A 14984-nucleotide genomic window follows, 5' to 3' on the forward strand; every position below is an offset into this window, starting at 1 on the left:
AGAGCCAATGAAAGTTGTTTTGTCCGGTGGTGGAACTGGTGGGCACATTTACCCAGCTTTAGCCCTCGCCAAAGTAATCGAAGAAAAAGAACAAAATACTGAATTTTTGTATATTGGTTCTTACCGTGGTGTTGAAAAGAACATTGTGCCAAAGACTGGCATTCCATTTTTGCAATTAGAAGTCCAAGGCTTTTCCCGGTCATTGAAGCATACTGGTACTAACTTTAAGACAATCTACTTGTTCTTAAAGGCAGTGGCTGATGCTAAAAAAATGTTAAAGGACTTTGAACCAGATGTTGTTGTTGGAACCGGAGGCTATGTCTCTGGAGCAGTTTTGTATGCAGCTCAACAAATGGGTATTCCAACGGTTATCCATGAACAAAACTCTGTTGCTGGGGTAACCAATAAGTTTTTGGCTCGGAAGGCGACTAAGATTGGCTTGGGTTTTGAAGCTGCTAAGGACCAATTCCCAGCAGAAAAAACGGTTTTGATTGGGAACCCACGGGCCCAAGAAGTGGCCAACTTGAGTTCTGATTTTTCATGGACTGAATTTGGGTTGAAAGATGACCAAAAGACCTTGTTGATCTTTGGTGGGTCACAAGGAGCACCAGCGATTAACCTGGCAACCTTGGAAGCAATTAAAGACTTTAATGACCGTGATTACCAGGTCGTCTTGGTGGCTGGTCCAAAGCGGATTGATAACTTTAACCGTTTGTTGAAAGAAGATGGCCAAAGTCTTGGTGACCATATTAAGGTTTTGCCATATATTGATAATATGCCAGCCGTGATGAAGAAGGCGACCGCCTTAGTTGCCCGTGCTGGGGCGACGTCCATTGCTGAAATTACAGCCTTGGGCTTGCCAGCTATTTTGGTACCATCACCATTTGTTACCGGTGACCATCAGACTAAAAACGCTAGTGCCTTAGTGAAGGCTGGCGCAGCCTTGGCAATCAGGGAGCCCGATTTTGACGGCGCTAGTTTGGTTAAGGCAGCCGATGCCTTGATGTTAGATGACAAGCAAGCCAAAGCAATGAAAAAACAATCTGAAAAGGTTGGCATTACCGATGCCGGCGACCGGTTCTACCAGTTGATTAAGTCCGTTATTTCAGACTAGGAGTTTGTTTTCCGTGCAAGAAGAAACCATGACAATTCCAAGGTCAGTCAAAACTGCCAGTGTCTTAACGGCCCTGGTCTTTTTGGCGTTGGCCGCTTTGGTCTTGGTCTTCTGGCAACCCTGGCAAAAAATCACGAGTGTGACGGTTGATGCCGGTAATATTCCGACTGAAACGGTTGAAAGTCAGATTGGGATTCATGAAGGTGACTACCGTTACCAGGTTTTCTTGCAAGAAGCTTTCTTAGCTCAAAAACTAAAGAATGCTAATGGCAAGGTCGCCCGGGTTAAGGTTTCTTTGACTGGCCAATCGGTGACGATTGAAGCTAGTGAGAAAATTAATGCCGGCTTTATTCAAGAAAAAGGCCACTGGTACCAACTTGATTCAGCTGGAAACAAGAGTCTTGTTTCAAAACCTGATGGTCAGGGACCGGTTTATACGGACTTCAAGAGTAATGCTCGTGTTCAAAAAGTCGCCCGGGCGATTTCTTCTTTGAACTCGTCAGTCCGGCAGAGTATTGGTGAAATCATTTACTCGCCAAATAGTAACAATTCGGACCGGCTAGTCTTGATGATGGAAGATGGTAACACCGTTTATGCTAGCCAAGGAACATTGGCCGAAAAGATGCCGTATTATGCTGGAATTGCCGCACAATTATCGAGTGCTGGCGTTGTTGATTTGCAGTATGGTTCTTATTCATATGCATACGGTAGCCAGTAATCTAAAAGTTTCTAAGAAATCCGGCTGTATTCCTACCAGACTAAGGTAGAATATGATAAGATTGTGTTTAGGTTTAGTTTCTAAATTTTTATTAAGAGGGGAAAATGCATGACCCAAGATGGCGTGATAGTTGGATTAGACATCGGGACGACAATGGTTAAGGTTGTCGTCGCTCAAAGTGATGGTGACCGCTTTAACGTCATTGCGACGGGAAGCGCTCCCGGGGCAGGTTTGCGCCGGGGTGTCATCGTTGATTTGAACAAGACTTCTGCGATGATCCAACAGGCAGTTGACCAGGCTGCTAAAAAAGCAAATATTGAAATTAACGAAGTGGTTGTTGGTCTGCCAGCTAACCATGTTGATATTCAAAAAATTTCTGGTCTGGTTTCGATTGAAAACCAAAACAAACAAATTACAAATCACGATATTAAAAACGTCACGGAGCAGGCTTTAAGCACCTTGGCATTACAAGACCAAAGTGTTGTTGAATTCTTGCCGAACCAATTTATCGTTGACGGCTTTGATGGTATTAAGGACCCAACCGATATGATTGGTGTTCGCTTAGAAATTGAAGGATTGGCCTACTTGGCACCAAGTAAGGTTGTTGATTCAATTAAGATTGCTGTCCAAAAGGCTGGCTTGAAGATTAAGTCCTTAGTCTTAGCGCCAATCGCCTTGGCACCATCATTTCTTAATGATGCCGAACAAGACTTTGGAGCTGTCTTAATTGACTTGGCCGGTGGCCAGTCAACGGCTTCTGTTGTTCATGACCACAAGGTCAAGTACATGACGGTTGACTATGAAGGTGGCGTATCGGTTACCAAGGATATTTCAACGGTCTTGGGAATTTCGGTTGCTGACGCTGAATCAGTCAAGCAAAAGTTTGGTTCTGCTGATCCTCACCAAGCTTCTGCTGACCAAGTCTTTTACGTTGACGCCGTTGGCTTGACGGATAAGAAACCGGTTGATGAACACTACTTAGCTGAAATTATCGAAGCTAGGTACGACCAAATCTTTGACCGACTAGGCCAACAGCTTCAAACTATTGGAGCGGATGAGTTGCCTGGTGGTTACTTGATTACCGGTGGTGGTGCAGCCACTGCTGGAATCTTGGCTAAGGCTAGGGAACACTTTGGCGAAAACGTCCAAGTGGCTTCACCAAACCAAATTGGTTTGCGTCACCCAAGTTTTGCTCGGGCCTTAGCCTATGCTTCACACCAAGCTTACCAAAGTGATTTGTCAGCACAGATTATGGCAGTCTTGATGGGTAAGCCATTATCAGAAAAAGAAATTGCGGAAGTGGAAACTTATCACTTACCAGCAGAAGAAAAAGAAGTAATCCAAGCAAAGGGCGATGGCGAAAGCTTTGAAGATGGTCAAGGTAAGAAGCCTGGCATGATGTCTCGGATGAAATCAACCATCACTTCACTGTTTGCAGAAACAGATGACGACTAAATCATTCCCAAAGGAGTAATTTTCATGGACTTTACAATCGACGAAACGCAGGATCAAACCGGCGCTGTCATCAAGGTAATTGGTGTTGGTGGTGGTGGGTCTAACGCGGTCAACCACATGATTGACGAAGGAATCCAAGGTGTTGATTTCATCGTTGCCAATACGGATGTCCAGGCCTTGGATAAGTCAAAGGCTGCTCAAAAAGTACAAATTGGACCAAAGTTAACAGGTGGACTTGGTGCCGGGTCAAACCCTGACCGCGGGGCGAAAGCTGCCGAAGAATCAGAAGAAGAAATTCGAAACGCCTTGACAGGGGCCGACATGGTCGTTGTTACTGCTGGAATGGGTGGTGGTACTGGAAACGGTGCTGCACCAATTATTGCTAAGATTGCTAAGGACCTTGGGGCTTTGACAGTTGCTGTGGTTACCCGCCCATTTTCTTGGGAAGGACCTAAGCGGTCAAAGTATGCGGTCGAAGGTTTGCAAGCTTTGTCTGAAGCTGTTGATTCTTTGATTGTGATTACCAACGAAAAGTTGAAGGACCGAATCGACTTGAGGACGCCATTGTCTGAAGCCTTTAAGATTGTCGATGACGTTGTTTCACAAGGTGTTCGTGGTATTTCAGAATTGATTACCAGCCCTGGCTTTATCAACCTTGATTTTGCCGACGTTAAGACGGTCATGCAAGATGCTGGTCCAGCCTTGATGGGTGTTGGGGTTGCCAATGGTGAATCACGGGCAAGTGATGCCACCAAGGCAGCGATCTCTTCACCACTGCTTGAAGTTGATATGGCCGGTGCCGAGGACGTTTTGCTAAACATCACTGGTGGTCCAGACATGTCTTTGTATGAAGCTCAAACGGCTGCGGATGTGATTAACCAAGAAGCTGGACGCGATGTCAACGTAATCTTTGGAACGTCAATCGATGAAGACTTGGCTGATTCAATCCGGATTACGGTTATTGCCACTGGTTTGCAGGCGAAGGGTATTCAAACTAAGAATAGCCGACCAGCGGAACCAAAGACAAGTACTGATCATGTAGCACCTGCTCCTTCAAATGAACCAACGAACCAAAACACTTTGTTTAGTCGGTCAGATGAGGGAGAAGCTGACCAGACTGATGACCCATTTAAGAACTGGGACATCACAACGACTAAGCGACCAAGTAACCAAGCTGGTCAATTTGACGGTGTACAAAAGCAAGCCTTTGAACCCGTTGAACCAGTTAACCAAAACATTGACTTAGACTTGTCAAATGAAGATGACGACAAGCCACCATTCTTTAAAAAGCGCTAAGGAGGGCTAAGTAATGGCATTTGATGGTATTAAACGATTATTTTCAGGTGATGACGATTACTACGAAGAAGAGGGCTATGAAGAAATTCCTGAAAAGGAACCTGCCCAAGCTCCTAAGCCAAAGGCTAAGCAAATGACTGCTTTTAAAAAGCAAAGTCAAGCAAACACTGATGGTCAACCAGCAATCCAAGGACGGATTGCTCTGTTTGAACCAAAGGTTTACGCTGACTCACGGGCAATTGCTAGCCAAGTTATCGAAGGGGATGCAGTGGTTGTTAACTTCTCCCAGCTGGAAGAAGAACAAGCTAAGCGGATCTTGGATTACATTGGTGGAACTGTATATGCTATTTCTGGTTCAATTGAACGGATTGGCGAACGTATCTTCTTGTTGACCCCAGCTTCTTATGAAGTTGCTGGTTCAATGAGCGAAAACTTGGACAACCAAAACCGGTATTAATTAATCATGTTTGAATTCGTATTCTTAGTAATTGTTTTGTGGGCCATTCGGTTATATAGCTGGGCAATGTTTGTTTACTTCTTGCTGAGCTGGTTCCCTGGGGCTTACAAAACCTGGGTTTACCGAGAGCTTGCGAAATTAATTGAACCATTTTTACAGTTGTTTTCATTTATTAAACCGCTGGGAATGTTAGACTTAAGACCAATTTTTGCTTATTTGGCCTTAAACGTTTTACAATACGTCTTTGTTTGGGTGCTTGTCCGCTAATGGCTGATACAAAAGCAATTGGTCAGCACTTTCATTCCTCTGAGCAGGAATTTGTGCAACAGGCAAAAGATTGGATTAACCAGGCGGCAAGCGATTACCGCCTGGTTTTGACTAAGTTTTTAAATCCCAGACAGCGCTATATTTTACAAACCCTGGTGAATGGTGCTGACAACTTGCAAATGCAAGCAAGCGGTGTTTTTGACCGGGCAGAATCCCAGCGGGTAGTGGTTGGCCCAGACTTTTATGAGGTTGACCCAACCGACTTCGACCTAACTTTATTGGAATTAACGTACCCTAAAAAGTTCGTGACTATCCGTCATAAAGACTTGTTGGGCGCCTTGGTCCATGCCGGCTTAGACCGGACCGGCTTTGGTGACATTGTGATTGATGAAGACAGTGGCAAGGCTCAGGTTGCCGTTGATTCGGCGTTAGCAGCTTTTATTAGCCAGCAGATTGACCGAATCGGTAAAAGTACCGTGACTTGGCAGTCGGTTGACTTAGCCAATGCTTTGGCTAAACCGGTTGATGGTCAAGAAGAGTTTTTGTTACTAAATTCTTTGCGGCTTGATTCGGTAGTGGCAGCGGCCTTTCATTTACCAAGGGCGAAAGCTCAGGAAATGATTGACCACGACCTGGTTTCGGTTAATTGGGCGGCTGAAAGTAAGAAAGACCGGCTGATTTCTGTCCAAGATGTGATTTCTGTGAGAAAATTTGGAAGAATTTGCTTAGAAAGCTTGGCAGGACAGAGTAAAAAGGATAAAATTAAAGCAGTTTTTAATATTATTCACCGTTGAGGTGGATTGGGGAGGCAAGATAATAGATGGCATTAACACCAGATGAGATTTTAAACCATGAATTTACCCGACGCGGTTCACGAGGCTATGTTGCCCGTGAGGTTGACGCATTCTTAGACGAAGTTAACAATGACTATCGAAATGCCATTGCTGAAAACGAAAAGTTGCGCCAGCAAAACCGTCAAAAAGAAATTCAAATTGAGGACTTAGAAGGGCAAAAGAACCAAGTTAACGAATCAATTATGTTTGCCCAAGGAGCCGCTTCACGGTTGCGCTCTGAAACTGAAGCCGAAGTAAAGACCCAGTTAACCCACGCCCAAGACGAAGCTAAGCAAATTATTGCAGATGCGCGGGCCAAGGCTGAAGCTGAATCAGTTCGTTTGGCCCAACAAAACGTCAACTTGATTGATGAACAAAACCGTTTGCGCCAAGAAGTTGATAACTTCCGCCGTGGATTCTTGTCGTTGATTGACCAGCAAAAGTCATTGCTTGAACAAGACCAGTTGGCCAAAGCTGTTGAAGCCTTGCCTAACTCAACCATGTCAGATGATGTCTTGGCTGATAGCGGTGCCTTGAATGATGCCACTGCTTTGGATGAAATTTCTGAAGGTGGTCACCCTGCTTCTTCTTTGCCAACTGATTTGAAGGATGTCCCTGACTTTGCTAAGGGACCAATCGAAAAGCAAGAAGATTCAGTTGATGATGCTGAAGATGAAAAAGAAGAAGTTGCTGAAGAAGAGGAAACGGTTGACCCAACTGTTGTTGTCTTCCCAGGCAATGAAGAAAAGTAATTTTTAATTTAAGAAGAAGACGCGCACGAAAATTGAAATTGTCAGCGAGCCATGGATAGTGTGAGATGGCCAATCACTCAATTTGATGTGTATCACTTGTTCTTACCGAAAACTGAACGCCTTTTGGCTACTAAGTTTTTGCGGTTATGGCCCGTTACCACCGATTGAAGCACTAAGAAGTCCTTAGTGGAAGATAGGTGGTACCACGTGCAAACGTCCTGTTTTACCCAATTTGGGTAAAACAGGACGTTTTTATTTTAAAGGAGTAGAGATTATGAAGTATAAAGATACCTTGAACCTTGGCAAAACAGACTTTCCAATGCGCGGTTCTTTACCAAAGACTGAACCAGTCCGCCAGCAGGGTTGGTACGATGCCGACCTGTACAACCAACGTTTGGCCCAAAATGAGAAAAAGCCCCACTTTAACCTCCATGATGGCCCTCCCTATGCCAATGGAAACATTCACTTGGGCCATGCTTTAAACAAGATTACCAAGGATATTATTGTCCGTTACAAGAACATGAATGGTTACTATGCCCCTTATGTTCCTGGTTGGGATACCCACGGTTTGCCAATCGAACAGCAATTGACCAAGGCCGGCCACGACCGCAAGTCAATGCCAAAGCACGAATGGCGGAACTTGGCCAAGGACTTTGCCTTGGAACAAGTCAACAAGCAACGCAATGACTTTAAGCGCCTGGGCATTATGGCTGATTGGGACCACCCATATATCACCTTGCAGCCAGAGTTCGAAGCAGCCCAATTGCGGGTCTTTGGTAAGATGGCCGAAAAGGGTTATATCTTCCAGGGCGCTAAGCCGGTTTATTGGTCATGGTCATCTGAATCAGCCTTAGCTGAAGCCGAAATTGAATACCACGACTTGAAGTCAACGTCATTGTTCTACGCTAACCGGGTCAAAGATGGTAAGGGCATCTTAGATGGTGATACTTACTTGCTGGTTTGGACAACGACACCATTTACGGTTACTGCTTCACGTGGAATTACCTTAGGCCCTGACTTTGACTATGTCTTGGTCAAGCCAGCTGGTTCCGATAAGAAGTATGTGGTTGCAAAAGACTTGCTTGAAACCGTTGCACCTAAGTTTGGCTGGGAAGACTGGGAAATCTTGGATTCTTATAAGGGCCAAGACCTAGACAAGATTACGGCTTACCACCCCTGGGATGAAGATGCCGAAGAAATGGTGATGAACGCAGACCACGTTACCCTTGATTCTGGTACTGGTTTGGTCCACACTGCCCCTGGCTTTGGTGAAGACGATTATAACGTTTCTAAGCAGTATGGCTTGGACATCGTTGTGACCGTTGATGAAAAGGGAAATATGACCAAGAACGCTGGTCCCGACTTTGAAGGTCGGTTCTATGATGATGTGACCGGAACTGTTATTACCAAGTTGCAGGATGCCGGTTTGTTCTTGGCCAAGGAAAAGATTACCCACTCCTACCCATTTGACTGGCGGACAAAGAAGCCAATCATCTGGCGGGCCGTGCCGCAGTGGTTTGCTTCAATTGATGACTTCCGTCAAAATATCTTAGACCAGTTGGATGACGTCAACTTCTACCCAGCATGGGGTCAAAAGCGGTTGCACAATATGATTGCCGGCCGTGGTGACTGGGTTATCTCTCGCCAACGAGTTTGGGGTGTGCCGTTGCCAATCTTCTATGCTGAAGATGGCACGGCCATCTTGGATGCCGACATCATTGAACATGTTGCTCAATTGGTCGAAAAGCACGGATCAAACGTTTGGTTTGAACGCGAAGCCAAGGACTTGTTGCCAGAAGGGTATTCAAACGAGCACTCACCAAACGGTGTCTTCAAGAAAGAAGAAGACATCATGGATGTTTGGTTTGACTCTGGTTCTTCTTGGTCAGGGGTAATGAACACCCGGCCACAGCTCGATTACCCAGCTGACTTGTACTTGGAAGGGTCTGACCAGTACCGTGGTTGGTTCAACTCATCGTTGATTACTTCAGTTGCTGTGACGGGCAAGGCTCCTTATAAGAACTTGCTATCACAAGGCTTTACCTTGGATGGTAAGGGCAACAAGATGTCTAAGTCATTGGGTAACACGATTTCACCAGCAGATGTTGCTGACCAGTTTGGAATTGAAATCTTGCGCTTGTGGACGATTTCGGTTGATACTTCTCAGGACATGCCGGTATCAAATGAAATCTTGAAACAAGTCGCCGATGCCTACCGGAAGATTCGCAATACCATGCGGTTCTTGCTGGCCAACACCTCTGACTTTGACTACCAAAAGGACCAGGTGCCATTTGAAAAGCGGGCAGCCCATGACCAGTACGCAACAGTTTTGTTGAATGACTTGGTTGCTAGCTTGGAAGATAGCTATGATAACTACCGCTTAAACGAAATTTATCAACGCTTAATTAACTTTATTAACGTTGATTTGTCAGCCTTTTACTTGGATGTTGCCAAGGATGTTGTTTATGTTGAAGCCCCAGATTCAGACTTGCGCCGGTCAATGCAAAGTGTTTTCTATGAAATCTTGACGGCGTTGACTAAGTTGATTTTGCCAGTCTTGCCACACACGGCCGAAGAAATCTGGTCATACACTAACGGTGCCGACACGGAATTTGCCTACTTGCAAGACATGCCAAAGGTAAAAGATTTGGGTGACACCACTGACTTGAAGGCTAAGTGGGAGGTGGTCTTTGCCATCCGTTCAGCTGCCAACAAGGCAATTGAAGAAGCTCGGTCGAATAACTTGGTTGGTAAGAACGCGGAAGCCGCAATGACTTTGTACTTGACTGCTGACCAAAACCAGGTTTTGGCTGACTTGAACTTAGACTTACGGTTGATTTTGATGGTTTCGCAGTTAGATGTTGCAGCATTTGATGCTGCTAATGGTGTTACGGTTTACGATGAGATTCCAGTTAAGGTCGAAAAGGCCCGCGGAGGCTTGTCACCACGTGACCGTCGTTACCACGAAGATTTGGGGGCTGATTCAGCCTTCCCAGAACTATCAAAGGCTGAAGCGGACCTTGTTCGCCGCTACTACCCAGAAGCTGTTAGCGAAGGCTTTGAAAAGTAATTAAATGAAAATGAAAGTGATGTCAAGTATTTTTACTTGACATCACTTTTGATATTTGGCATAATAATTGAGTAAAGAAAGACGGAGGAATTACATTATGGCAGTTAAAATTCGCTTGAAGCGGATGGGTGCTAAGAAGCGTCCATTCTATCGTGTTGTTATCGCTGACTCACGTTCACCACGTGACGGTCGTTTTATTGAAACAGTGGGTACTTACAACCCAATCGTTGTTCCTGCAGAAGTGAACCTCGATGAAGAAAAGATTATGTCATGGTTGGCCAACGGTGCTCAACCATCAGACACTGCTCGTAACTTGTTGTCAAAGGCTGGCATCATGGCTAAGTACGCTGAACAAAAGGCTGCTCAAGCTGGTGAAGCAAAGCCTGCCAAGAAGGCAGCTAAGAAGCCAGCAGCCAAGAAGGCCGCTGCTCCTAAGGCAGAAGCTAAGTCAGCATCAGCTGAAAAGCCAACTGCTAAGAACAAGGTTGCTGAAATTAAGGAATACTTGGATGCTCAAGGTATCAAGTACCCATCATCAGCTAAGAAGGCTGACTTGTTGGACCTTGTCTAAGACAATTAACTTTTAAAGAAAACTACCAAAGTGATTTTGGTAGTTTTTTTCTTTGTCACAGTGCTATCAAGGGCTTGGCTTTGGTATAATAAAGGTTATGGAAACGACTGAAGAATTTTACAAATTAGGAACGATTGTCAACACCCACGGTATCCGGGGTGAACTCAAGATTAAGGCAATCACGGACTTTGCTGCTGACCGCTTTCAAAAGGGCCAAGCAATTTACCGGTTCGACCAAGGAGCCTACCAGAAGGAAATGGTCGCTAAGGCCCGTCAACATAAGGGGATGTGGTTGGTCACGTTGGAAGGTTTTGATAACATTAACCAAGTGGAAGCCTTTAAGGGCCAAGATGTCTTTGTGGCTGGTAGTGACCGCGAAGAACTAGCAGATGGCGAGTACTATTATAGCGACATTATTGGCGCAACCGTTGTTAGCTTGGAAGGACAAGAAATTGGCCAGGTCAAAGAAATTATGGAGACTGGGGCTAATGATGTTTGGATTGTTAAGCGGCCCAAGGGAAAAGATGCTTTAATCCCAATGATTGAAGATGTGGTCAAAGAAGTGAATTTGGATGAAAACCGAGTAACGATTGATGTCTTGGAAGGGTTGTTAGACGATGAAAATTGATGTACTGAGTCTCTTCCCGGATATGTTTGCCCCGATGCGTCAATCCATTATTGGTAAGGCAGTTGACCGCGGTGACTTGGAATTCCAGGTGACTGACTTCCGTGATTACACGACCAACAAGCACAACAATGTGGACGACTACCCCTTTGGCGGTGGGGCGGGGATGCTCTTAACCCCACAGCCCATTTTTGACGCCTTAGAAGCTGTCAAAGAACAAAGCCCCGAGAAAAGTGCTGGTCACGTGATTTTACTTGATCCTGCTGGGAAGAAGTTTGATCACCACGATGCCAAGCGCTTAGCGTCTTATGACCATTTGACCTTTATTGCCGGTCACTACGAGGGCTATGACGAACGGATTAAGACCTTAGTTGATGAGGAATTATCACTGGGGGACTATGTCTTAACTGGTGGTGAGTTGGCTTCAATGGTGATGATCGATGCTACTGTCCGTTTTATTCCAAATGTTTTGGGAAATGCTGAGTCAGCAGCCGGGGATACGTTCTCTGATAACCTACTCGAATATCCCCAATATACCCGTCCAGCCGATTTTAGAGGCTTAACGGTGCCAGAGGTACTAACTTCAGGTAACCACCAAAAAATCGCTGATTGGCGGTTAAAAGAGGCCTTAAAGAAAACTTATCTTAGGCGCCCGGATTTGTTAGAAAACCGGGAATTTACCAACCACGAGCGCGACTTGCTCGATGATATCAAAAGTGAACTGGAAGAAGATTAACTTTGACCAGTTCCTTCACCAAAGGAAGAACCGATGGAATTAGAATTCTTAGGGACCGGTTCAGGTCAACCATCAAAATTTCGCAATGTTGCTAGTATTGCTTTAAAGCTGTTAGACGAACGAAATGCCGTTTGGCTTTTTGACGTTGGGGAAGCGACTCAGCACCAAATCTTAAAGACGACAATCCGTCCGCGTAAGATTGAAAAAATCTTTATTTCGCACCTGCACGGTGACCATATTTTTGGTTTACCTGGTTTATTGTCTTCTCGGTCCTTTCAAGGAGCGGATAAGAGTGAACCGTTGACGATTTATGGGCCTAAGGGGTTGAAGAGTTTTGTTCAAGCAGCTTTGCGGGTTTCAGATACGCACTTGTCTTACCCGATCCACTTTGTTGAAATTAAAGCTGGAACAATTTTTGAAGATGAAACCTTTAAGATTGTGGCCGCACCGCTCCGTCACCGGATTGAAGCTTGGGGCTTTCGGGTTGAAGAAAAACCCCACCAAGGGGAACTCTTAATTGATAAGGTCAAAGCCGACCAGATTCCAGCTGGACCAGTTTATGGCCGGTTGAAAAATGGTGAGACGGTGACTTTGGCTGACGGCCGCACCGTCAATGGCCAAGACTACTTAGGCGAAGAACAGCCAGGCCGGGTGGTGACGATTATTTTCGATACGCTGCCTAACCAAGAAGCTGCTTTCTTGGCCAAGGATGCAAACGTCTTAGTCCACGAATCAACTTACGGCTTGAGCAAGGAAGAAAGCAAGCTAGCGAAGGCCCATGGCCATTCGACTACGCGGGATGCGGCCAAGCTGGCCTTGGAAAACAATGTCGGTCAACTGGTTTTGACCCATGTATCGGCCCGGTACATCGGTCCGCTCTTAAAGAAGTTTATTACTGATTCAAAGAAGTTGTTTGAAAATACCTACGTGGCCCGGGACTTTGATGTCATCGATGTGCCGTTCCAAAAGGAGAAAAATGGTACCAAGTAAGTGGCGGGTGGCTGACCTTCCTGACCAGGATGCAGCCAAGCGCTTACAAGAACAATTGAATTTGAGCCCAGTCACTGCTGGCTTTTTGGTGCAGCGGGGCTTGACGAAGGAAGTCGACGTTCAAAAGTTTTTGCACCCAGACTTCGACCAACTCCATCAGCCAGAAGAGTTTTATCAAATGGCAGAAGCGGTGGAACGGATTCAAGAGGCGGTCTTTTCTGGAGAACCAATCGTCGTTTACGGCGATTACGATGTCGATGGCATCACTAGTACGGCCATTATGGTTGAGACGCTGTCTTCTCTAGGAGCAGAGGTAACACCGTATATTCCAAACCGGTTTAAAGATGGTTACGGGCCTAACCAAGCAGCTTACGAACGCTTGATTGACCAAACTGGGGCTGGCTTGATTATCACGGTTGATAATGGGGTTTCTGGCTATGATGCCATCGAATGGGCCAAGACCCAGGGGGTTGATGTGGTTGTCACTGACCACCACGCTTTACCAGACAAGTTGCCAAATGCCTATGCGATTATCCACCCCCGCCACCCAGAAGGAAACTATCCCTTTGGTGAATTGTCGGGTGCTGGTGTTGCCTTTAAGGTTGCCCAGGCAATTTTGGCCGACGGCCAGCCGGCGGCTGATTTGTCAGACTTACCAACTGAGTTTTTTGACTTGGTTGCTTTAGGGGCGGTGGCTGATGTTGTTTCCTTAACGGATGAAAACCGAGCCTTTGTAACCTGGGGTTTAAAGCAAATTGAACAAGAACCCCGGCCAGGCTTAAAGGCGCTGTTAAAGGCAGCGAAACATGGTAAAGATGAGCCAGTTCTGTCTGAGACTGTTGGTTTCAAGATTGCCCCACGGCTTAATGCGATTGGCCGGTTAGGGGACGGTCAACTAGGTTTGGACTTATTGCTAACCAAAGACGATGACCAGGCTAAAGAAATTGCCGGTCAAGTTGAAAAAATCAACGATGACCGCCGGGCCTTGGTTGATGAGACTTTGAAGGAAGCAAGTGCCCAGGTTGAAGGTGATGACAGTCAGGTACTGATTGTTGCCGGTGAAAGCTGGCACCAGGGTATCTTAGGAATTGTAGCGGCCCGCTTGGTTGCTAAGACCAACCGGCCAGTCGTTGTTTTGACTAAGGTTGATGACACGTATAAGGGATCAGGCCGGTCATATGGTGACTTTGACCTCCACCAGTTTTTAAGCCAGTTCCAAGAAATGCTGACAACTTTTGGTGGCCACGCTGGGGCCTTAGGCCTTGGACTTGGAGCAGCAACTCTCGCTGACTTCCAGAAAAAGGTGAAAGAAGCAAGCCAAGACTTGCACTTTGATAATGAATACTTGGACGTTAACTTGCTGGTTCAGCCACAAATGCTCACACCAAATCTCTACCAAGAAATTGCTCGGTTAGAACCCTTTGGTGAGGGTAACCCTAAGCCAATCCTTGGTTTAGAGGCAGTTTCTTTGACCGGGGTATCAACCATGGGAAAAGAAAACCAGCACTTGAAGCTCGCCTTTAACGGTGGTCGCGGTCCGGTAGAAGCCTTGCTCTTTAATGAGCCCGCTCAAGCCAAAGAGGCTCAGGGAAAAACGGCCGTCACGCTGGCTGGTGAAATTGGCGTAAATACTTTTGCCGGTCGGACCAGGCTTCAAATTATGATTGAAGACATGGCCTTTGACCAAGATTCTGCTGGCCATGGCCAAAAAGATGGCTTGACTAGTCAAATGGCAGAAAGCCAAAAAATTGTTGAAAGCCGCAAACAAAAAACTTCGGTCAACCGCCAGGTTAACCAGGCTGGACACAGCTTGGCCAAAGCCTTAAAGGAGACGACAGAAGTCGACTTTGCTCGGGTATACAAGTACCTATACACTCACCAAGAACTTGATGTAATTGGAAACTTAGCAGCGGTCATCGCTGCTTTGACACTTGAAGAAAAACAATTTAAATTGATGATTCAGGTATTTTTAGACCTTGATTTTGTTAAAATGAATGGTGGGAAGATTACTTGCTTACCAAGCAAGAGTAAACAAGCACTATCAAATTCTGCAACATACCAACGGTATTTTGCCGGTTAGAGCCGGTTTGAGGAAAAAAG

14 protein-coding genes are annotated in these 14984 nt (G+C 45.7%); all 14 read left to right on the forward strand.

The features are described 5' to 3' along the window. The first annotated feature begins 7 nt into the window (after window positions 1–7). The 14 genes from murG to recJ all read left to right on the forward strand — a co-directional run bounded on the left by murG (window position 8) and on the right by recJ (window position 14964). On the forward strand, window positions 8–1114 hold the full coding sequence (gene murG, locus AC5162_RS00255; protein ID WP_496533262.1) for an undecaprenyldiphospho-muramoylpentapeptide beta-N-acetylglucosaminyltransferase: 1107 nt from the start codon (window positions 8–10) through the stop codon (window positions 1112–1114). A 13-nt stretch (window positions 1115–1127) separates the two neighbouring features. Further along, entirely contained in the window at window positions 1128–1832 is a 705-nt protein-coding gene (locus AC5162_RS00260; RefSeq protein ID WP_496533263.1) for a cell division protein FtsQ/DivIB, read from the forward strand. 108 nt (window positions 1833–1940) lie between these two features. Beyond that, entirely contained in the window at window positions 1941–3287 is a 1347-nt protein-coding gene (gene ftsA, locus AC5162_RS00265) for a cell division protein FtsA (protein ID WP_496533264.1), read from the forward strand. Window positions 3288–3311: 24 nt separating this feature from the next. After that, window positions 3312–4583: a cell division protein FtsZ gene (gene ftsZ, locus AC5162_RS00270; RefSeq protein ID WP_496533265.1), complete on the forward strand. Its 1272-nt coding sequence runs from the start codon at window positions 3312–3314 to the stop codon at window positions 4581–4583. 13 nt (window positions 4584–4596) lie between these two features. After that, on the forward strand, window positions 4597–5040 hold the full coding sequence (locus tag AC5162_RS00275) for a cell division protein SepF (RefSeq protein ID WP_496533266.1): 444 nt from the start codon (window positions 4597–4599) through the stop codon (window positions 5038–5040). A 6-nt stretch (window positions 5041–5046) separates the two neighbouring features. Continuing rightward, a complete protein-coding gene (locus AC5162_RS00280) occupies window positions 5047–5307 on the forward strand; it encodes a YggT family protein (RefSeq protein WP_496533267.1) in 261 nt (86 codons plus the stop codon). Continuing rightward, window positions 5307–6101, forward strand: coding sequence for a YlmH family RNA-binding protein (locus AC5162_RS00285; protein WP_496533268.1), 795 nt, complete (start codon window positions 5307–5309; stop codon window positions 6099–6101). The genes AC5162_RS00280 and AC5162_RS00285 overlap by 1 nt, the downstream gene beginning before the upstream one ends. A 26-nt stretch (window positions 6102–6127) precedes the next feature. Next, window positions 6128–6892: a DivIVA domain-containing protein gene (locus tag AC5162_RS00290; protein ID WP_496533269.1), complete on the forward strand. Its 765-nt coding sequence runs from the start codon at window positions 6128–6130 to the stop codon at window positions 6890–6892. 274 nt (window positions 6893–7166) lie between these two features. Further along, window positions 7167–9962: an isoleucine--tRNA ligase gene (gene ileS / locus AC5162_RS00295; RefSeq protein ID WP_496533270.1), complete on the forward strand. Its 2796-nt coding sequence runs from the start codon at window positions 7167–7169 to the stop codon at window positions 9960–9962. A gap of 97 nt (window positions 9963–10059) precedes the next feature. After that, on the forward strand, window positions 10060–10533 hold the full coding sequence (gene rpsP, locus AC5162_RS00300; RefSeq protein WP_496533271.1) for a 30S ribosomal protein S16: 474 nt from the start codon (window positions 10060–10062) through the stop codon (window positions 10531–10533). A gap of 97 nt (window positions 10534–10630) precedes the next feature. Continuing rightward, window positions 10631–11161, forward strand: a complete 531-nt coding sequence (gene rimM, locus AC5162_RS00305) for a ribosome maturation factor RimM (protein WP_496533272.1) — start codon at window positions 10631–10633, stop codon at window positions 11159–11161. Beyond that, window positions 11151–11894: a tRNA (guanosine(37)-N1)-methyltransferase TrmD gene (gene trmD / locus AC5162_RS00310; protein WP_496533273.1), complete on the forward strand. Its 744-nt coding sequence runs from the start codon at window positions 11151–11153 to the stop codon at window positions 11892–11894. Before rimM ends, trmD begins: the two co-directional genes overlap by 11 nt. A gap of 33 nt (window positions 11895–11927) precedes the next feature. Next, complete coding sequence (gene rnz / locus AC5162_RS00315; RefSeq protein WP_496533274.1) at window positions 11928–12884, forward strand: ribonuclease Z; 957 nt, start codon at window positions 11928–11930, stop codon at window positions 12882–12884. Further along, window positions 12871–14964, forward strand: a complete 2094-nt coding sequence (gene recJ, locus AC5162_RS00320) for a single-stranded-DNA-specific exonuclease RecJ (protein ID WP_496533275.1) — start codon at window positions 12871–12873, stop codon at window positions 14962–14964. Before rnz ends, recJ begins: the two co-directional genes overlap by 14 nt. Window positions 14965–14984: the final 20 nt, after the last annotated feature.

The organism is Fructobacillus sp. ChS1-6f1-1-27 (assembly GCF_059579415.1).

Excerpts from the sequence above, each read along its gene's own strand:
- murG (WP_496533262.1), top strand. The coding sequence starts at position 8 with ATGAAAGTTGTTTTGTCCGGTGGTGGAACTGGTGGGCACATTTACCCA.
- rimM (WP_496533272.1), top strand. The coding sequence starts at position 10,631 with ATGGAAACGACTGAAGAATTTTACAAATTAGGAACGATTGTCAACACC.
- rnz (WP_496533274.1), top strand. The coding sequence starts at position 11,928 with ATGGAATTAGAATTCTTAGGGACCGGTTCAGGTCAACCATCAAAATTT.
- AC5162_RS00290 (WP_496533269.1), top strand. The coding sequence starts at position 6,128 with ATGGCATTAACACCAGATGAGATTTTAAACCATGAATTTACCCGACGC.
- AC5162_RS00285 (WP_496533268.1), top strand. The coding sequence starts at position 5,307 with ATGGCTGATACAAAAGCAATTGGTCAGCACTTTCATTCCTCTGAGCAG.
- AC5162_RS00280 (WP_496533267.1), top strand. The coding sequence starts at position 5,047 with ATGTTTGAATTCGTATTCTTAGTAATTGTTTTGTGGGCCATTCGGTTA.
- rpsP (WP_496533271.1), top strand. The coding sequence starts at position 10,060 with ATGGCAGTTAAAATTCGCTTGAAGCGGATGGGTGCTAAGAAGCGTCCA.
- trmD (WP_496533273.1), top strand. The coding sequence starts at position 11,151 with ATGAAAATTGATGTACTGAGTCTCTTCCCGGATATGTTTGCCCCGATG.
- recJ (WP_496533275.1), top strand. The coding sequence starts at position 12,871 with ATGGTACCAAGTAAGTGGCGGGTGGCTGACCTTCCTGACCAGGATGCA.
- ftsZ (WP_496533265.1), top strand. The coding sequence starts at position 3,312 with ATGGACTTTACAATCGACGAAACGCAGGATCAAACCGGCGCTGTCATC.
- ftsA (WP_496533264.1), top strand. The coding sequence starts at position 1,941 with ATGACCCAAGATGGCGTGATAGTTGGATTAGACATCGGGACGACAATG.
- AC5162_RS00275 (WP_496533266.1), top strand. The coding sequence starts at position 4,597 with ATGGCATTTGATGGTATTAAACGATTATTTTCAGGTGATGACGATTAC.
- ileS (WP_496533270.1), top strand. The coding sequence starts at position 7,167 with ATGAAGTATAAAGATACCTTGAACCTTGGCAAAACAGACTTTCCAATG.